This is a genomic window from Sphingobium sp. CCH11-B1 (genome assembly GCF_001556865.1).
In the GTDB taxonomy this organism is placed as follows: Bacteria; Pseudomonadota; Alphaproteobacteria; order Sphingomonadales; family Sphingomonadaceae; genus Sphingobium.
The window spans coordinates 14,107-33,005 of record NZ_LSJY01000032.1; the positions used below are offsets into that span (position 1 = coordinate 14,107).

Sequence of the window (18,899 nt, forward strand, 5' to 3'; positions counted from 1 at the left end):
GATGACGATCCTTCAAAAGCTGAAAGAGCGCTTCTCGAGGGACAGCGTTACGCTCGACCTGCACGATATCCAGGCGCTGATCCTGCGAAGCCGGCCGGAGCCCTATGTCGGCATCCATGCGATGCTCCATTTCGACGAGGCCGAGGGCGCGCGCGCTTTGCTGGGCCGGCTCGCGCCCCATATCGCATCCGCCGACAACTGGAACGAGGATCTCGATTTCTGGATAGGCGCTGCACTCAGCTTCGAGGGACTGAAGGCGCTCGGCGTTCCTGAAGCGCAGCTCAAGACATTCCCGCTCCCCTTTCAGCAGGGCATGGCGGCGCGCTCGGAGCAGCTCCGCGACTTCGGACCCAACGCGCCGGAAAACTGGGAGGACGTGTTCAAGCCGGGCAACTGCCATCTCGCGCTGACCATCTACGCGGTCGACGATGCGGCGCTCGACAAGGCGCTGGCGACCGCGCGAACCGAACTCGACCAGAGCAGCGGCGTCACCTTGATCGGCGAGCATCGCTTCGGCGCGCCGGACGGCGCGAAAAACCCGTTCGGCTTCCGGGATTCGATCTCCCAGCCCGCCGTCGAAGGCAGCGGCGTCGATCCGCTGCCCGGCGAGGAACGCGCGATCAAGGCGGGCGAGTTCATCCTTGGATACGAGAGCGAGAACGGCCAGCCGCTCGGCATGCCTGAACCTGCGGCGCTGGGAAAGAACGGCACCTTCGTCGTCCTGCGCAAGTACAACAGCCGGGTCGGCTGCTTCAACGCCTTCCTCAAGGCCCATGGCGAGACGGCGGAGGACCGCGAACGTCTTGCCGCCAAGATGTTCGGTCGCTGGCGGTCAGGCGCTCCACTGACGTTGTCGCCGGATCATGACGACCCGGACCTCGGCGCCGATCCGCAGCGCAACAACGACTTCAATTTCAAGGACGACCCCAAAGGCCGCGTCGTGCCGCTCGGCTGTCATATGCGCCGGCTCAATCCCCGCGATTCCGAGCTGACACTGCTCACCGACGTCAACATTCACCGCATCATCCGCCGTTCCTCGACCTTCGGGCCGGTTTATTCCGAGGATGTGGCGCCGAAAGACGATGCCAAAGGCGATCGCGGCCTGTTCTTCATCTTCATAAGCGCGCGCGCTTACGACACGATCGAGTTCATGCAGCAGGAATGGATCAACCGCGGCAATTTCGTCGACCTCGGCGAGGAGCGCGATCCAATCGTTGGTCTGCATGAGGAGGACGGCCGGTTCACGATCCCGCAGGCGCCTGCGCGCAAGCGCATCGACGGTGTGCAGACCTTCAATGTCATGAATGGAGGCGAATATCTGTTCATGCCAAGCCTATCGGCGCTTAAGTGGTTGGCAGAACAACGCTAAAGCTATTCACCTGATTGTCGGTTGAGATTTGAAGTGTGCAGAGTGACCCGGAAAGTGCGGGGCTGTGCGGAAGGTTAAGTGAGTGGGAGTTGAGTTTCGGCAAGGCTGGGGATGGTTGGTCCTTGTGGCGCTTACGATTTCGACGACCGGCGATGAAATCACGTTGCTGACGTTGATGTTCCGCACTGCCGAGAACGCATCCGGCTATGCGGTGCCGACGCTGCTGACCGCGGAGCTGCTACCCGGTCTGATCGCCGCACCCTGGGCGGGCCGCTTGATCGACCGCCGGGAGGCGGCCCGCATTCTGGTCATGGTGTCAGTTCTGCAAGCGGGCGTGATAGCATTTATCGCCTATTATCCCATGTTCACGCTCGCCGGGGCCGCGCTGTTGAGCGTGCTGTTCACGATCAGCAGCGCCGCAACATTCGCGTTGATTCCAGTGCTGGCGAGCGGCTTGGAATGACCTCGCACTCGCCAATTCCCTTATGGAAATGGTTCGCAGCCTTGGAATGCTCGCTGGTCCAGTCGCTGGGGGCGTACTGGTGGGATGGATCGGATCGCGCAATGCGCTTTTAGCCGATGCCGCCAGTTATGCCCTTTTGGCCCTCGTCGTGATGGCGAGCAGGCTTCGCCGCAAGCCACAACGGGACGATCAGGAGGAAGAGACCCTGTTCGCGGACTACCTGCCGCTGCTCCGCAATCGACGGTTGATGGTGGTTACGGGTGCGCTCAGCCTCGAAGTGTTTGCGACCGCCATAGCCGACGTTGCTTTCGTGTTTCTCGTGATGGTGACGCTGGGAGCGGGCCGACCGCGTTTGGAATGCTGACGGCACTATGGGCGGTTGGGATGTTGATCGGCGCTGGGCTGGCCGAAAGGGTTATTGGCCATAGGGTCGGACTGGCGGCGTTCGGCACGGCCGCTGTCATGGGCGCGACCATGCTGTGGATCGGCCTTGCGCCGATCGGGCTGGCAATCGTTGCCGTCGCCTTCATCCTAGGCGGCGGCGCAAACAGCATCCACAACGTCGCTGTCCGAACCTTGTTCCAGTCGGAATGCCCGCCCGCCGATCATGGCAAGGTCGCCGCGATCTATGGTGCGGTGACACGCACCGCCGTAATCGGCGGCTATGTTGCTGGCGGCTTCTTTTTTGTGCCGAATGATGCGCCAACCGCCTATCTCGTGGGCGGCCTGCTGGGCGTTGTCGCGGGCTTAGTCGGATGGCGGATATTCAATCGTAGATGGAGCGCAGCACCAATCAAAGCATCGACGCGCCAAGATTGACCTGATTGTCGTGCCCCTCCGCTAACGGCTATACCAATCAGGTGGCGTGATTGAGGCGCGGTGCGGAACGGACACGATAGCGACGCCCTAATGATGTAAGGCAGAAAATATATGACCTTTCAGTTTGATCCATCATTCGATGCAGAATCACTCCACATGCCGGGAGATTCTTTGATCGAATTAGACCAGATAGAGAGTTCATTAAGGATATTGCTGCCCTCTGAGCTTCGTGATTTATTTATTGAATTCGGATCAGCGATAGTTTTCAATAAGGATGTTGAATTTCCTGCGGAAAAATGCGCCTATTCCGAAGATTCAGGAAGAATTGGCGTTTCAGTTATATATGGCCCTGCTGACGGAAGCTTAGGAATAATTCGCATAAACGAACAATTATCCATGCAGATTCCAAAAACATCTGTGGTTTTTGCGGAAATCGGTCTGGGTAATATGCTGTTAATTGACAGAATTGATGGAAAGATATCCGTATGGCTGCACGATGAAGCTCTGCCTTCTAGGGCGATAACCCCCGTATACGACAGCTTTCATGACTTTATCGATGCACTGGTAGCCTTCGATCCTCCTCCCCTGCCCAGTTTAAAGGAATTGGGATTGGACTTGAAAGCGATGGGGATAGAAGAGGAGTAGCTAGATGTTACGGTTCGGCGCTGACGGAAACCACATCATTGGCGGCGGCTCGGCCGGCTGCGTCATGGCCAACCGCCTTTCTGCTGATTCGGATAAAGCTGTCTGCCTCATCGAGGCGGGGCCGCGCGATCGCAATCCCTTCATTCACATGCCGCTTGGCGTCGGCGTCATTGCCCGCACGGGATGGGTGAACTGGAACTGTGAGACCGAAGTCGAGCCTCACCTTAACAACCGGCGGCTCTATTGGCCGCGCGGCAAGACGCTGGGTGGCAGCAGCTCGATCAATGCAATGGTCTACATTCGCGGCGATCGGGCGGACTATGAGGGCTGGGGGGCGGCCGCCGGAGCTGACTGGGACTGGCCGCGCATGCGCGAGCTTTTTATCGCGCTCGAAAACAATCAGGCTATCCACGACGAGCATCATGGCAATGCCGGGCCACTTTGCGTCTCCAATCTTGGGCGAGTGAACCCACTTACGGAAGACTTCGTCGAAGCTGGGGTGGAACTGCACTACCCGCGAAATCCCGACTTCAATGGCGTGAGCCAGGAAGGCTTTGGTGTCTATCAGGTGACCCAGAAAGACGGGCAACGGTTCAGCACGGCGCGAGCGTTTCTCGATCCGGCTCGCTCGCGCAAGAATCTCGCCATCGAAACGAACGGCCTCGTCGAACGGATACTGTTCAAGGACCGTCGCGCCATCGGGGTCCGCGTCGGCGGCCGGGACCTGCTGCTGCGCCCCGGTGGAGAGGTGATCCTTTCGGCTGGCGCGGTCAATTCGCCGCAGATTCTGATGCTGTCGGGCGTCGGCTCGGCGAGCGAACTCAGGCAGCATGGCATAGAGATCGTTCTGGATGCGCCCGAAGTCGGAGCCAATCTCGCCGATCACCTCGACTATACGGCTGTGGCAACCACGGCCGATCGCGAAGGATTTGGGGTGGCGCCCAGTTTCCTGCCTCGTGCGATACGCGGCGCATGGAGCTATTTCCTTCATCATGAAGGCGAATTGACGTCAAATGCCTCGGAGGGCGGCGCTTTCCTCAAATCCGACGCCGGCCGGGAGCGGCCCAATCTTCAATTCCATTTCCTGCCGGCGATCCTGCGTGACCATGGCCGCAAGACAGCCTTCGGCTACGGAATGACCGTGCATGTCTGCGACCTTCTACCGAAGAGCCGCGGCAGGATCGGGCTCAAGATCGCCGATCCCACGGCTCATCCGCGCATAGAGGGCAATTATCTCAGTCATCCCGATGATGTGGGCGTCTTGCTGAATGGCGCGAAGCTAGCCCGCAAGCTCCTTCATGCGCCGGCGCTCGCCCGTCACTTGCGCGAGGAGGTGCGACCGGGACCCGCGGTCCAGACCGACGAGGCTCTGATCGACGACATCCGCGCGCGCGCTGAAACAATCTATCATCCGGTAGGAACATGCCGCATGGGCAGTGACTCGGCATCCGTGGTCGATCCGGCAGCCCGTGTACGTGGCATTGACGGTTTGCGCGTGGTCGATGCATCGATCATGCCGTCGATCGTGTCGGGCAACACTAACGCGCCTACCATGGCGATCGCGGAAAATGTCGCGCAAATGATGATCCGGCCTTGAGGAAGAATGGCGATGAGGTTCAGTTTCGTATTGGCAGCCATGCTGCTACTTGCAGCATCTGCGTCCGTCGAGGCACAGCGCGCTTCTTTCGGAGTGTGGAAGAATCCGCAGGACAGCGTACATGTGCGAGCCCAGCCGTGCGGAAGCAGAATGTGCGGGGTCGTGGTCTGGGCAAGTGACAAAGCCAAGGCGGATGCGCGGCGCGGCGGGACAAACGATCTGGTAGGTCTGATCCTGTTTCGCGATTTTGTTCCTGAAAAGAAGGGCGTGTGGCGCGGCAGTGTTTTTGTACCCGACATCGGCCAAACCTTCTCTGGAACAATCACCACGCTCGACGATCGGCGCATGGAGGGAAAGGGGTGCCTGACAGGGCGGATCATGTGCAAATCGCAGATATGGACGAAAGTGAACTGAAATCCGTCCAATCATCGTCTGACCGAGAGCGGCAAGCCAAGGATTTTAATAAGACACATCAAAAGCTTCTACGATAAATTGAAGAGGCGCGGAGCAGGAAGCGGGCATGGCGACAGCGATGTGTGCAGCCGCCACGGGATCAATTCGGCGACGGGCATGCGACTTGGTCAGCGTAAGCAGGCGGATAATCCGTTATTGATCGTCGCGGCCAGAAGACGGTCCGCTGCGGCAGCGGCTGCACGAACAGATTAACCTAATGGAAATCACACGATAAGCGCCCCGCCTGATGCGCCCGACGACACATTCCGCCGCTAGCAGGCATCCCCCCGGAAATTCCAGCAATCTACGCACGCCCAAAATCCGTAGCGTCCGATAAACTCTGCCGGAAAGGAGGACTGTCCCACAACAAGCTATCAGGGGTTTTCCGACATGCTTATAGGCTACATGCGCGTCTCTTCCACAGATGACCGGCAATCGGTCGATCTTCAGCGCGATGCGCTGATCGCAGCCGGCGTCGATAGCCGGCATCTCTATTCCGACAAGGCATCCGGCGCTCGCGAGGACCGGGCGAGCCTGCGGGCCTGCCTCGAATATCTCGCAGCCGGCGATACGCTGGTCGTGTGGAAACTGGATCGGCTCGGCCGCTCCCTGCCGCATTTGCTGTCGATCCTGACCGATCTCAGGGAGCGTGACGTGTCATTCCGGTCATTGACCGAGCAGATGGACACGGGAACGCCGCATGGCGAGCTGCTGTTTTCGCTGTTCGGCGCGCTGGCCCAGTATGAACGGGCATTGACGCGCGAGCGCATCATGGCAGGCCTTGCGGCCGCCAGACGGCGCGGGCGCTACGGTGGCCGCCCGCGAACGATCGATGCGGAAAAGCTCGATCAGATCACCGCCGCCCTTGCCGGTGGCGCTAGCAAGTCGTCGATCAGCCGCACGTTCAACGTGCCCCGATCGACCCTCGCAGATACGCTCGCGCGGGCCGGATGGCTCAAACCGCCGCGCCTTGCGTAACGACAAAAACATAATTATATTTCCGTAATGCCATCCATGCGCTTCTCCTGGCATCCGGCCAAAGCCGAGAGCAATCTGAAGAAGCACGGCGTCAGCTTTGCGATCGCTACTCGTGCGTTCACAGATCGTTTCGCGCTGAGCGATCAGGATCGGATCGAAGGTGGCGAGCGACGATGGCAAACCTTGGGCCTCGTGGAAGGGCATCTGCTCCTCCTCGTGGCCCACACTGTCGTCGAGCAAGACGATGACGGCGAGTATGTGGAGATCATTCATATCATTTCGGCTCGAAAGGCCGATCGAACGGAAAGGCGACGTTATGAAGAAGAAAGACGCTGATACCGTCCGTTTCCAACTCGATCCGGACAATCTGCCGCCGTTGACCGAAGCGCAACAGGCCGAACTGGATGCCCTGCAGGCGATGCCGGATAGCGGGATCGACTATAGCGACTCTCCGGCGCTGACAGAGGATTTCTGGCGGAACGGGCAGCGTGGGCGCTTCTATAAGCCCATCAAGCAGCAGGTGACGGCACGCCTTGATGCTGATGTGCTCGCCTGGCTCAAATCGCAGGGTAAGGGCTACCAAGCCCGCATGAACGCCATACTTCGCCGTGAGATGCTGGCGACCGCCAGAAGGCAGGAAAAGCCACGTTAATTTAGATAGTTAGGCTATCGGTTATCGTGATATAGTCGTACATGGATTTACCCCAGAAAGCGTTTGGCAAGTCGGATCAGACGCGCTGCCCGGCCCGAATAGGGAGGAAAGACGAGAGGCAGAGCGGAGAAGCGGTTCTGGAGAACGGCGCGCTCATGACTGAAAGTCCGGAACCCGTGATGGCCATGTGCCGCCCCGATCCCGGAATTGTTCACACCGCCGAACGGCAGATGATCGTGGACGTATTGGACGATGGTAAGGTTGACGCCTGCACTGCCGGAAGTCGTGGCCGCCAGGATATGATCCACTCTCGCCCGGTCACGATCGAACACATAAAGCGCCAGCGGCTTGGGTCTTGCGTTGATCCGACCGATCACGGTTTCAATGTCATCATAGGTCAGGACCGGCAGGACGGGACCGAATACCTCCTCATGGTCGATCGCCGCCTCGGGAGCGATCGCCTCCAGCACTGTGGGCGCCAGCGCCCTTCCCTGCCTTTCGCCGCCGACAATGATCCGCCCGCCCGTGGCCAGGGCATCCGCAATCAGGCCCCCCAGTCTGTCCGCATGGCGATCATTGACGATCCTTGCGAGATAGGGGCTCGTCATGCCCGAACCATAAGCGGCGGCGATCCGGCGGCGCAGCGCTTCCACGAACCGGTCGCGGATCGAAGCGTGGACGAACACATGATCGGGCGCGATGCAGGTTTGACCGGCATTGGAGAATTTGCCGAAGACGATCCAACTGGCGGCCGTCTCTATGTCGGCATCCGGTCCCACGATCGTGGGCGACTTGCCACCCAGTTCCAGCGTAACGGAGGTCAGGTGGCGGGAGGCTGCCTGCATTACGACTTTCCCGACCTCGGGGCTGCCGGTGAAGAAGATATGATCGAAGGGCAGCGCGAGCAGGGCCTGAGACATCTCCTTCCCGCCGAGGGCGACGGTAACCAGGTCTGGCGGAAATGTGTCGGCGATCAGCCGCGCGATGACGCCCGAGGTAGCAGGTGTCATCTCTGAAGGCTTCAGGATAGCGCTGTTGCCGGCAGCAAGGCAGGACACAAGCGGCCCCAGGCAGAGATTGAATGGGTAATTCCAGGGCGCGATGATAAGGCACACGCCGCGTGGTTGTGGCACGATCCGTCCGGCCGTGCCGAAGCCGATCAATGTCGATCCGACATGGACTGGCCGCATCCATCGGCGCAGATTACGACGGCTGTGGCGGATTTCCTGCATGACCGGAAGAATTTCCGTCAGAAACACTTCGGCCTCCGGCTTGCCGAAGTCGGTCGCCATGGCCTGAACGATATCCGCTTCGAACTTTCGTATGGCAAGCGCGAGGCGCGCCAGCGCGGCGCGCCTCTCAGCAAGGCCAAATCGCATCCGGCGCTCGTCCGACATTGCCTTTTGCGCGGTGAAGAGCATTTCCACCGGGCGGCCATCACAGGGTTCCTGCGAAATCGACTGTCTCTCTTCAATCATCTCATTCACGTCCGAAACATGAGCTTCGCGCGAGTCTTACGAGCACAATAGCAATAGGGAACTACACGAACATGTAGTATCGACCTGTCATGGATCACGAAAGGGAATGGACTCCAACTCTGCTTTCGCGACTGGCGGAAACGGCACTTCGCCCTGTTAAATTGACCGCGCGCGTCAGCCTGCTGCGTGCGCCTTGCGGCTACGGCAAATCGGCGACACTTGCGGCCGGTTGGAAGGAGGCGGCGGACACTGGTCGCCCGGCGCTTTGGACAAAGCTTGCAAGCGACGACACGGCGAAGAGCACCCTGCATCGCCTCGCTCTTCAGGCCGGAACCGCCGCGGACATCGACTCCATTCTGCAATGGATATGGCATCAGGACAGGCCCGGGATCATTTGCCTCGATGATGTTCAGGAAGCGCCACATCTCGAAACGCTGACCAGAGACCTGGTGGATGCTCTTCCCGATGATTGGCGGGCGGTCCTTGCAACCTCCGCCCCTTGGGGATTTGGCGTCCTCAACGCCGACTGGCAGGAAGTCGGCCCCGATGGCCTGGCCTGCAGCGCCCAGGATCTGAAGCAACTGACCCGGGTCCCTTCAGCCCTCGACCGGATCATGTCGGACACACAGGGTTGGCCCGCATTGTGCCGCATCGCGTGTCGTGTATCCGACCGGAAGCAGCCACTGCATGTATGGCCCGAGATCATCTGTTATCTCGATCAGATCGTGTTGGCGCCCTTATCGCCCGCTCTGCGCACATGGTTGAAAAAGGCGGCATTGATCGCTCCCCTCGATGCCGAAAGCCACGATTTTGCCCTGCGCATCCACGACGGCGCGCAATGGATCGCACGTGCGCAACGCGAATGTCTCCTATTGAGGCCGGACAAGCACGGAATGTTTGCGCTCAATCCGGCGCTGCGACACCATCTTGCCTTGAGCGGACAGTCGCAGCTTCGTTTCTCGCCAAGCCATCTTTTAAAACGGGCTGCTTTTCATCACTGGCGCGCCGGCCGGCCAGCGCAAACAATAGCACTTTCGCTGCGCGCCGGCGATCCGGCCTGGGCGCGGGGACTGGGCGGTGAGATCGTCATGGATGTCGCTTTGCGACAAGGCCGTATCAACGAGTTGGCCCATTGGCTCGAGGGCGTGCCCGACACAGCGTTGCTGACGAATCCCATGGCTGGTCTGGGAAAGATATGGGTCCTTTCCTTCCAGCAGCAGCATGCAGGGGCGACGCACCTTCTGAAGTTGCTGTCACGCACGGACACGCATGAGGAATTGCTGACGCTGCTCGGTGCTACGACAGCGGCGCTGAGGGACGATGTCGTGCGGGCGGAAAGGCTCTGCCGGCAATGGCTCCAACTGCACGCCCGGGAAAACCCAATGATGAAGGCCTCCGCCCTGGCCTGTCTCGCGAGCATCGTGGCGAGTCAGTCGAACGAGGCCGAGTTCGCGGCACTGCGTCCCCTACTGGATCAAGCTTGTGCCCTGGCCGATCAGGGCTTTGCCCGCGACTGGGCAAAGATTGCCGAAGTGCTGCTCCTGCTGACGCAGGGGCAGATCATTCCCGCACGAAATAGGATCGACGCGCATCTGACGGATATGGTCTCCCCGGTTGCCGAGGAGACGCTGAAAAGATTGCGCCTCGCTGTGCTGGCCGAAAGCGGCGTGCCTCTGGCAGAACTGGAATGGCCGTTGCTTTTCTGCGACCAGATCGTCGACGTCCAGATTCATACGGCACGGGCCATATTACGAGCCGCTCGTCTGGCCGGAGATGCGGACCTCTGCGGAAAAATCCTGACCGAACTGAACGTGAAAGCCGTACGCGACCACATGCCGCGACTGCAACTCATGGCCGATATCCTGACTGCCGAACATGAAATGGCGTCGGGTCGATCGGTCACCATCCCCAATATTCCCAGGAACGACGCCATCACTTCGGCTCACCTCGCCATTGCGGACGTCGAGTGCATGCTTCTGTCTGCGACGCGGGCGCTTGCCGACGGGAAGGATCACCTCGCGCGCCAATTGACGGACCGTATCCTGGCCCGCACCCGCAGGGCAGGATGTCAACATATCATACTCAAAACCCTCATGCTGCGTTCGGTGCTGCATCTACGTAAAGATGCGCTGCAACTGGCCATACGGTCGGCGGAAGAGGCCTCGGAAATTCGCGACAGCACAGGACTGAAGGAAACAGCGCGGGAGTTCCGGAATATCCTGGAGCATATTCACGCGGGATGGGCCCTAAAGGCGAGGTTTGATCGGTCCGCAGCACAACATCACTTGCCGAGTTCACAACATACCGAAGGATCCGACCTGTCTCGCCGCCAACTCCATATCCTCAGCCTGGCGCGAGATGGTCTTACAAGCGCGGAGATCGCCAACATATTGGGTATCGGCGAAGATGGCGTAAAATGGCATTTTCGCGCGATCTTCAAGTGTCTCGCCGTCAACAGGCGCACCCAGGCCGTCGCCACGGCAATACAGCGCGGTCTCCTTCACTAAACGGTCTCCCACATCACAAATAGAGGCAGGCATGCTGTTGCGCGGCCTCCCGCAAGGCAAGATCAGCAATCCATTCTTAGTCGACGCTCGTTGCCGCCCCCGCCAGCATGAGATCCACGAGAAAGTCCAGAAGCTCTCCGCTTGTGACCTCGTGCGGTTCGAGCAGGCCCTGGAACATGCTTCCCTCGTGGACAGCCAGGATCAGTCGCGCGATGCGCGGGAGGTCCCGGGCAACGATGCGGGAGTCCTCGCGAAGGATGTCGGCGAGCGCGCCCTCGATGATGACGAGGATCCGCCCCTGCCGTTCGGCATAGTGGCTCGCCATGGCAGGATGGCGCAAGGCATAGAGGCCGAACTCGGCCTGGAGCAGATACCAGTCCCGATCGAACGGATAGCTGGCGATAAAGGCCTTGAGGAAATTGTCGGCCGTCGAGCCGGGCATGGACAGCGCTGAGGCGGTCGCCTCCTCCAGCCTCGACTGCAATCGCTCGATCACCCGGTCATAGAGGGCGAAGAACAATTCGTCCTTGGACCGGAAGCTAGAATTATAGGCGCCCCGGCTCAGACCGACGCGCTCGCAAATATCTTCCTGGGTTGCGCCATGGAAGCCACGTTCAGCGAAGGCCTCGAGAGCGCCATCCAGGATGCGCTCCCGGGTCTGCGCCCGGGTCGGGCGCGTTCGTGCCGGGCGGCGGCTCACGGGATCACGGGCAGGAGCATTTCGATACAAATATGTATTGAGTTGGTTGGATGTCAACGTTACCGTGCGGGAGCAGGAGACGTTCTTCATGACCTTGCGATGTTCGATGCTGGTTGCTGCGCTGGCGACTGCGGTTTGTCAGGGCGCGCAGGCGCAAACGATCGACAGGCTGGATCTCGATTATCGAAGCGCCCAGGCGAGGCTGCTCGAGCGGTCGGACGCGATCCAGGGCGCCGACGCCGATGTGCGCAGCAAGGAGGCCCAGAAGGGCTCCACGAGCACGCTGCGGCGTCCGACTGTCGAGTTCGAAGGCCAGATGATCCGCTATCAGAAAACCCTCTATCTGCCGCTCGGCCCGCTGGCGGACGTGGCCCAGGATTATGCCATCTATGATCCCCTCCGCTTCGAGATCGAGCGCACCAGCACCCGGCCGATCGTGACGGCGACGCTGCCGCTCTATTCCGGTGGCCAGATTCCCGCCGCTCAGGCGGGCGCGGCGGCGCAACTGGGGCAGTCGCGCGCCGAACGCCAGATCGTCATCGACAACGGTCTGTTGCAGATGACCCAGTTCTATTTCGGCCAGCAGCTGCTCGAGCGCGTGCGCGATGTTCGCCGTGATGCGCTCGCGGGATTGGACCGGCATGTCGCGGACGCCCTCAAACTCGAACAGGAAGGGTTCATAAGCCGGGCCCAACGCCTCCAGGCGCAGGTGGCTCGCGACGACGCCGCGCGTGAACTCGAGAAGGCGCAGGCCGATCTCGCGAGTGCGCAGGTAGCGCTTGCCGGCGCATTGCGGGCGCCGTCCGGCGTCGATCCCGTCTCCCCCATCTTCGTGATCCGCCAGCCCCTCCGCTCGCTCGACACCTATGTGGACACGGCGCTGCGCGCCCATCCCCAACTGGACCGGCTCGGCGCGCTGGAAGACCAGGCCGAAGCGGGGGTGGCCCTCCAGCGCGCCAAGCTCCGGCCTACGATCTATGGCTTCGCCCAGTATAATTTCGATCGGCGCGACACGCTGTTGACGGATCCCGACTGGTCGATGGGCGTGGGGCTGCGCTACACGCTCTTCTCCGGTGTGGGCCGCTCGCAAGCGGTGCAGGCCGCGCGGGAAACGGTGACGCAAGCCAATGCGGGCCTGCGCGAAGCCCGCACCCAGATCGAAATCGGCGTCACGCGGTCCTGGAACGATGCGGAAGCCGCGCGACGGCGGTTTGAGCTGACCGACACGGCCATCACTGCGGCGCAGGAGAATCTGCGGGTCCAGACCCTCGGCTATCAGGAGCAGCAGACAACCTCGCTCGACGTGATCGATGCGCAGCTCGGTCTTGCCCGCTCCCGGATCCAGCGCGCCCAGGCCGGATATGATTTCGTTGTCGCGCTCGCCCAGCTTCTCCACGTCAGCGGTCAGATCGCCACATTGCCGGACTATATCGACCAGGGTGAAAGGGTCACGCCATGACCGCCACATCGGAAACCCTGGTCACCCCGGACGAGACGGCTCCGCCGGTTCCGACCGGGCGGAAGCGCAAGTTGCTGCCGCTCATTGCTTTCCTCGTCGTGGTCATTCTCGGCCTCGGTCTCTGGCTGGCCTATCGCCCGGTTCCCGATCAGCTCCAGGGCATGGTCGAGGCCCGCGAACTGCGGATCACGAGCAAGGTCTCGGCTCGGATCACGGCCTTTCATGTCGAGGAAGGCCAGCCGGTGAAGACGGGACAGCTGCTCTATACGCTCGACAGTCCCGAGGTCGAAGCCCGCTCCGAACAGGCCGGCGGCGCGCTCGCCGCCGCGCAGGCGAATGCGGACAAGGCCGATGAAGGCGCACGGCCGGAGGATATCCGGGCTGCCGAGGCCCAGTGGCGACGCGCGCAGGCGGCGGCGGACCTCGCCCAGACCACCTATCAGCGCACCGAGCGCCTCTTTGAACAGGGTGTGCTGGCGGGGCAGAAACGCGACGAGAGCCGCGCAAACGCCCTGGCCTCCAATGAAGCGGCCCGAGCGGCGCGCGCGCAATATGATCTGGCGCTGGCCGGGGCGCGGCGACAGGATCGGCAGGCCGCGAGCGGACAGGTGCGCCAGGCGCGCGGCGCCCTGGCCGAAGTCGAGGCGGCCGAGAAGGAAACCCGGGTGTTCGCGCCGTCGGACGGTGAGATCGGACGCAGGCTGGCGCAGTCGGGCGAACTCGTGCCGCAGGGATTTCCCGTCTTCGTCCTGACCGACATCGATCATCCCTGGGTGACGCTCACCCTGAGAGAAGATCAGTTCAGTGCGATCCGCCGGGGACGGGTCCTGACCGGCCGCATACCTGCGCTCGGCGATCGTTGCGCCCAGTTTCGGGTCTTCTACATCGCGCCCGCCGGCGATTTCGCGACATGGCGCGCGACCCGCCAGTCGAGCGGCTTTGACGTGAAGAGCTTTGACGTGCGCCTGTCGCCCGTGTCGCGGGTCGATGGGCTGCGCCCCGGCATGACGGTCCTGTTCGACTGGCCGCAATGATCCGGGCCTTCGTCGATAGCGCCCGGCGCGAAACCGCCTTCCTGCGCGGCAGCGTCTGGGATCTGGCGCTGGTCACCTGGCTGCCTCTGCTGCTGCTGGCGATCGTCGCGGTCCAGTTGTCGGCAGGCGTCATGCGGAACCTGCCGATCGTCGTGGTCGACGAGGACGGCGGCGGCGTCGCGCGCGACCTCACCCGCAAGCTGGAGGCGTCACCCGGGCTCAAGGTCGCGGCGCGGCCACCGGACATGGCACAGGCCGAGCATCTGGTCCGCTCCAACGCCGCCTATGCCGTGGTCCTGATCCCGCGTGATCTCGAGCGCACCGTGCTGCGCGGCGAGACCGGCAAGATCCTCCTCTTCTACAATGCGAGCTATTCCACGCCCTCGGGTTCGGTGTTGCGTGAAGTCGGCACCGTGGTCCAGGCCCACGCAAAGGCCTTGGCCGGGGAGCAAAGCGCCGCGATCGCCGGTCCCGCGCGTGTGCGGCCGCAGCCGGTGAGCGTGCAGAGCCGGATCCTCTACAACCCGCAGGCCAGTTACGAGCTGCAACTCGTCGCCCTGATCCACCCCGCACTCCTGCACCTGCTGTTCATGATCGCGGTCGTGAGCGCGCTCGGTCGCGAGCTGCGGGACGGGACCATCGGAGCATGGCTTGCAGGGCCTCGAGGCGAGGCGGTCGCCGCCGTCGCCGGCAAGATCGCGCCCTATATCCTCATCTTCCTGCTCTGGGGGGCGCTTGCGACCGGCTATCTCGCGGTCTACCGGGGCTGGCCCGTGCAAGGGAGCGTGGCGATGCTGATGGGCGGCTATCTCGCCCTCTATCTCGCCTATGCGGGCATGGCCTTGTTCATCGTCGGGGCCACCCTTTCCATGGGGCAGGCGCTGTCGATGACCGCCCTCTATGCGGGCGCTTCCTTCGCCTTCGCCGGGGCGATCTTCCCGATCGAGTCGGCCTCCGCCTTCGCCCGGCTATGGAGCGCGCTGCTGCCTTTTACCCGCTTCGCGCGGCTGGTCGCGGAGCAATGGATGATCGGCGCACCCGTGCTCGCATCTCTTGGATCGATCCTGGCGCTGTTTGCCTTTCTCGTCGTCGGCTCGGGCGCCGGGCTGCCGCGCTATGTCTCGGCGCGGATGAGCCCGGAGGTCTGGGGACGACGATGATCGGCCGCGCCTTCCTCGCTACCTTCCGCGCCGTTCTCTCCGACCGCTCCGCCTTCATGCTGATCGTCGTGTCGACGATCCTCTATTCCTTCTTCTACCCTTCAGCCTATTCCGGGGAGGTCGCGGTCCGCATTCCGGTGGCCGTCGTCGATCTCGACGACAGCGGCGCAAGCCGCAGTCTCGTGCGCCGGATCGCAGCGCTCCAGCAGGCCGATCTTGCCGCGCGCCCGGCCTCTCCAGGAGCCGCCCGGCTCTGGCTCGAGACGACCGGCGCAGGGGCCGTGGTCATCATCCCCGAGGGGTTCGAGCGACATATTCTGAACGGCGCCCAGGGCACGGTCGCGCTCTACGGCAACGGCGCCTATCTGCTGCGCAGCAGCACGGCGCTGTCAGGCATCGGCCTGGCGGTCACCACGATCGCCGGCGAGGCGGCGAGCGATCAGGCCATGGCGCAGGGCGCACCCGCCCGCCCTGCCCTGTCGCTCGTTCAGCGCCCGCTGTTCAACACGCGCGAAGGCTATGGCAGCACGGTGTTCCCCGGGGTCGGCTTCCTCATCATTCACCAGACCCTGCTGATGGGCCTGACGATGCTCGCCGCCACCCTGCGCGAGACACTGGGACGCTTTCGTCTGCCCTCGCGCACCCTTATCGGAATTGCCCTGGCCTTCTTCGTGATCGGCTGGGCCGACGTGGCCTATTATGCGGGTTTTGTGTTCTGGTTTCAGGACTATCCCCGCGCCGCCGGCTCTCCTGGCGCCTTGATCGTGGGCGGCAGTTTGTTCGTGGGCGCGACTGTGGCGGCGGCGCTTGCGCTGGCCAGCCTCTTCCGGACACGGGAACGACCCCTGCAACTGTGGATGGGCACGTCGCTCGCCATCTTCTTCCTCGCGGGTCTCTCCTGGCCGGCGGAGGCGACGCCGGCCTGGCTGGCGCTCCTCGCGCGCCTCCTGCCAACCACCGCGGGCATTCATCTCATGGTCGGGCTCAATCAGATGGGCGCGAGCCTTGCCGAGCAGACGCGGGAGGTGCTCAACCTCGCCATCCTCATTCTGGTCTACGGAGGCCTGGCCTGGTGGCGCTTCACGAAGATTTCCGCGCCGGACCTTCAGCCTCTCAAGCCTGACTGACGCCTCAATGGAACGAGATCGTCAGGGGCACCCCAAGTGCAACCCTCTCGCCCCGGCCGACGCGACCTTGGCGCAACCCAGGGGGAGGTGTTCGAAGCGGACCTCTGCAGGGCTTCATCAGATAGAGATCACCGAGATGGGGATAAACCGGAGGCTGCCTCGACTATTGCTCTGCTTTCGCCGCCGCGAGGATCGCGGCCTCTACCGGCGCCCAGGTGGGGTCCGCAGGCGAAAGCATGTTGAAGTGGCCCGCATTCTCCAGGGTGATCACCGTCGCCTTATCGCCGGCCGACTGTGCGGCTGCTGCATAGGCTTGCGCGGCTGAAGGCTCCAGCACGACGGAAGCGACCATGAATTGAGGCACGGCCAGAGGCAGCCATTCGATCGGATTTGCCTGACGGTAGCGGCCCGCCTGTGCGTCAGGAGCGCCCCCGAACAGGTTGACGAAGATCGGGCGGCCGCAAATCTCCTTGTCGAACCCGTACAGGGTTCGCAGGTCGCCTGGGCCGTCGATGGCGACCGCGGCGGAAACCTTCAGTGGATCAGCGCCGCGGACCTCGCTGTCGGCAGGCAATCTGGGACGGGCCGCCAGCCACAGGGCAGCGTGGGCGCCGGCCGAATGTCCCACCGTCACCACATGCTTCAGGTCCAGAGGCTGGGTTCGTGCCAGCACCCTCAAGTGATCGAGCGCCGCTCCCCAATCCTGGAAGGTCCCAGGCCACCCGCCGCGGGTGTCACCAACCTGTCGATACTCTATATTCCATGTCGCCACGCCCTTGTCCGTCAAGGCGCTCGCCAACGGCGCCGTGCCTGCCAGTGTCTCATAGCCTTTGGTCCAGCAGCCACCGTGAATGACCATGACGACGGGAAACGGGCCAGGACCTGCAGGCAAGCGCAGTTCACCGATCTGCAGAGGATCAGGACCATAGGCCTCGACGAGCGTCGGAGCGGTGACGGGAAGGGCGTGGAGTTGGGGCGGTCCGATCAGCGCATGTTGGTTATCCGACGGCGTCTGCGCCCAAGCGGTGCTCGTGACAATCAAGACTGTAGCCAGGCCTAATGAACGGTATCGCATGATCTACCTCTTTCATGCATCTTCCCGCTCCGACGTTACCAGCCAGTTCGTCAAATGTGAGAAGACAGCGATTCGTCATTAGATAACATGGTTCGCTATATTCTTTTCGGAAACACCATTCCGTCATCGAGTGGGCAAAGCGATAGATGAAATCCCGTTTCTGGCGCAAAGCATATGGCGGCTATGCGCGATCACGGTAGCCTTGATCATGGAAGTGATACGTCAGGCGACCAAAGAGCTATCTAGATTTCATTGTCGTCGTGAATTGCGGTTTCAGAGGATCGTGGGTTTTATCTCACTTGGCTATCCATGCTTCGACCAGCTTGACCGCATCCTCTACTGTTTTGACCTCACCGGCGGCTTCATCCGGGATAGTGAGTCCGAATTCGTCTTCAAGCGCCATCACAACTTCCAGCACATCGAGACTATCCACGCCGATGTCATCGTAGAAAGACGAAGCAAGGGCAATCTGATCCGGATAGACGCCGAGCTGACGGCTAATGATCCTGAAAACTCGGGGAGCGATTTCTTCCATCACAAAGCCCTCGCGCGGACACTATCGGCTAGGAAACAGGGCAGATTCTCGTAAACTCAATCATCGCAGAGCAACGATATTGTCCTGCGGCCAGTAAATTCATCATGCCTTGCTGAGCATTTTCTCGGCGCTCGTTTTCACAAAATCCGAAATCTGTCCTGACATCATTTTGAGGAACAGCGGTACGCTGACGTCGCCGCGAATCTCGCTATCCTCAATGTCGAGTTGCACCGGGATATTCTGCCCCATCGCCCCGATGACCAAGTGTAGTGCGTAGTCCGATACCCACTCGGAACTGAGCGAACCGCCTCCCGGGATATGCGCTGCCAGCTTGGGCAGGCCGGCCTCGATCCTGCTCTTCGCTTCGATTTTACCAAGGCTGTGCGGGATAACGACTTCCATATCTTCTTTCCTGTTCAGGCCGCCCGATCGACGAGCAGCAAGGTCGATGTCGCGGAGGCATAGAGTTTGCCGGCCATGTCGATCAGACGCGCCTCGGTATGCGCCACCCTCTTGCCCATCGACACCACCTGGCCGATTGCACGGACCATCCCGACCCTGTCGGTCAAGGGCGCATGATAGGCGACCTTGAGTTCGAGCGTGACGCAGTTGATGGGCACTTGGGCCGCGGAGTTCGCCGCGATGCCGCAGGCCGAATCCAGCAGCGTCGCGGCATAGCCACCATGGGCGATGCCCATGAAATTGTAGGTCTGCGAGGTGGGCGTCGCGACAAAGACGACCTTCCCCTCCTCCGCCTCAAGCAGATCGATGTCGAACAGGTCCATCATGGGCGGCCGGGTGCCGGCCGCCATGAACTGTTCGATCTCTTCCAGACCGGTCATCGCTTA

At 61.8% G+C, this 18,899-nt stretch carries 21 protein-coding genes; 15 read left to right on the top strand and 6 right to left on the bottom strand.

What is annotated here, in order from left to right:
- Position 1: 1 nt before the first annotated feature.
- The 10 genes from AX724_RS04530 to AX724_RS04575 all read left to right on the top strand — a co-directional run bounded on the left by AX724_RS04530 (position 2) and on the right by AX724_RS04575 (position 6,976).
- Positions 2-1,369 (top strand): Dyp-type peroxidase, encoded by a 1,368-nt coding sequence (locus AX724_RS04530; RefSeq protein WP_066764023.1) that lies wholly within the window; start codon positions 2-4, stop codon positions 1,367-1,369.
- A 124-nt stretch (positions 1,370-1,493) separates the two neighbouring features.
- Positions 1,494-1,832 carry a hypothetical protein gene (locus AX724_RS24335; protein WP_017503244.1) on the top strand — a complete coding sequence of 113 codons (339 nt, stop codon included), beginning with the start codon at positions 1,494-1,496 and terminating at the stop codon, positions 1,830-1,832.
- A gap of 22 nt (positions 1,833-1,854) precedes the next feature.
- Complete coding sequence (locus AX724_RS24340; RefSeq protein WP_037490093.1) at positions 1,855-2,196, top strand: MFS transporter; 342 nt, start codon at positions 1,855-1,857, stop codon at positions 2,194-2,196.
- Between the two features lie 20 nt (positions 2,197-2,216).
- On the top strand, positions 2,217-2,651 hold the full coding sequence (locus AX724_RS24345) for a hypothetical protein (protein ID WP_025290603.1): 435 nt from the start codon (positions 2,217-2,219) through the stop codon (positions 2,649-2,651).
- Positions 2,652-2,762: 111 nt separating this feature from the next.
- Positions 2,763-3,296, top strand: a complete 534-nt coding sequence (locus AX724_RS22605) for an SMI1/KNR4 family protein (RefSeq protein ID WP_082733396.1) — start codon at positions 2,763-2,765, stop codon at positions 3,294-3,296.
- Positions 3,297-3,300: 4 nt separating this feature from the next.
- Complete coding sequence (locus tag AX724_RS04555; protein WP_025290602.1) at positions 3,301-4,893, top strand: GMC family oxidoreductase; 1,593 nt, start codon at positions 3,301-3,303, stop codon at positions 4,891-4,893.
- 6 nt (positions 4,894-4,899) lie between these two features.
- A complete protein-coding gene (locus AX724_RS04560; protein WP_231736466.1) occupies positions 4,900-5,307 on the top strand; it encodes a DUF2147 domain-containing protein in 408 nt (135 codons plus the stop codon).
- 429 nt (positions 5,308-5,736) lie between these two features.
- Complete coding sequence (locus AX724_RS04565) at positions 5,737-6,324, top strand: recombinase family protein (protein ID WP_025290601.1); 588 nt, start codon at positions 5,737-5,739, stop codon at positions 6,322-6,324.
- Positions 6,325-6,360: 36 nt separating this feature from the next.
- Positions 6,361-6,660, top strand: a complete 300-nt coding sequence (locus AX724_RS04570) for a BrnT family toxin (protein ID WP_004206996.1) — start codon at positions 6,361-6,363, stop codon at positions 6,658-6,660.
- Positions 6,641-6,976, top strand: coding sequence for a BrnA antitoxin family protein (locus tag AX724_RS04575; RefSeq protein ID WP_004206995.1), 336 nt, complete (start codon positions 6,641-6,643; stop codon positions 6,974-6,976). Before AX724_RS04570 ends, AX724_RS04575 begins: the two co-directional genes overlap by 20 nt.
- A gap of 47 nt (positions 6,977-7,023) precedes the next feature.
- Here the strand turns inward: AX724_RS04575 and AX724_RS04580 are convergent, their stop codons facing one another.
- A complete protein-coding gene (locus AX724_RS04580) occupies positions 7,024-8,397 on the bottom strand; it encodes an aldehyde dehydrogenase family protein (protein ID WP_231736468.1) in 1,374 nt (457 codons plus the stop codon).
- 146 nt (positions 8,398-8,543) lie between these two features.
- On the opposite strand from AX724_RS04580, the gene AX724_RS04585 reads away from it, so the two are divergent.
- Positions 8,544-10,961, top strand: a complete 2,418-nt coding sequence (locus AX724_RS04585; RefSeq protein ID WP_082733397.1) for a LuxR C-terminal-related transcriptional regulator — start codon at positions 8,544-8,546, stop codon at positions 10,959-10,961.
- 76 nt (positions 10,962-11,037) lie between these two features.
- Here the strand turns inward: AX724_RS04585 and AX724_RS04590 are convergent, their stop codons facing one another.
- A complete protein-coding gene (locus tag AX724_RS04590; RefSeq protein ID WP_066764029.1) occupies positions 11,038-11,661 on the bottom strand; it encodes a TetR/AcrR family transcriptional regulator in 624 nt (207 codons plus the stop codon).
- A gap of 88 nt (positions 11,662-11,749) precedes the next feature.
- On the opposite strand from AX724_RS04590, the gene AX724_RS04595 reads away from it, so the two are divergent.
- Genes AX724_RS04595 through AX724_RS04610 form a run of 4 tightly spaced genes read left to right on the top strand, consistent with a single transcriptional unit; the run spans position 11,750 to position 16,441 of the window.
- Entirely contained in the window at positions 11,750-13,120 is a 1,371-nt protein-coding gene (locus AX724_RS04595; RefSeq protein ID WP_066764039.1) for a TolC family protein, read from the top strand.
- Complete coding sequence (locus tag AX724_RS04600) at positions 13,117-14,154, top strand: HlyD family secretion protein (RefSeq protein WP_004206989.1); 1,038 nt, start codon at positions 13,117-13,119, stop codon at positions 14,152-14,154. Before AX724_RS04595 ends, AX724_RS04600 begins: the two co-directional genes overlap by 4 nt.
- Complete coding sequence (locus AX724_RS04605) at positions 14,151-15,314, top strand: ABC transporter permease (protein WP_004206986.1); 1,164 nt, start codon at positions 14,151-14,153, stop codon at positions 15,312-15,314. Before AX724_RS04600 ends, AX724_RS04605 begins: the two co-directional genes overlap by 4 nt.
- Positions 15,311-16,441, top strand: a complete 1,131-nt coding sequence (locus AX724_RS04610; protein WP_004206985.1) for an ABC transporter permease — start codon at positions 15,311-15,313, stop codon at positions 16,439-16,441. Before AX724_RS04605 ends, AX724_RS04610 begins: the two co-directional genes overlap by 4 nt.
- Positions 16,442-16,604: 163 nt before the next feature.
- On the opposite strand, the gene AX724_RS04615 is transcribed toward AX724_RS04610, so the two are convergent.
- The 4 genes from AX724_RS04615 to AX724_RS04630 form a co-directional block, all read right to left on the bottom strand.
- A complete protein-coding gene (locus AX724_RS04615; RefSeq protein ID WP_025290594.1) occupies positions 16,605-17,483 on the bottom strand; it encodes an alpha/beta hydrolase family protein in 879 nt (292 codons plus the stop codon).
- A 328-nt stretch (positions 17,484-17,811) separates the two neighbouring features.
- Complete coding sequence (acpP, locus tag AX724_RS04620) at positions 17,812-18,051, bottom strand: acyl carrier protein (RefSeq protein WP_004206981.1); 240 nt, start codon at positions 18,049-18,051, stop codon at positions 17,812-17,814.
- Positions 18,052-18,153: 102 nt separating this feature from the next.
- Positions 18,154-18,453 (bottom strand): polyhydroxyalkanoic acid system family protein, encoded by a 300-nt coding sequence (locus AX724_RS04625; protein WP_004206980.1) that lies wholly within the window; start codon positions 18,451-18,453, stop codon positions 18,154-18,156.
- Between the two features lie 14 nt (positions 18,454-18,467).
- Positions 18,468-18,893 carry a PaaI family thioesterase gene (locus AX724_RS04630; RefSeq protein WP_004206979.1) on the bottom strand — a complete coding sequence of 142 codons (426 nt, stop codon included), beginning with the start codon at positions 18,891-18,893 and terminating at the stop codon, positions 18,468-18,470.
- Positions 18,894-18,899: the final 6 nt, after the last annotated feature.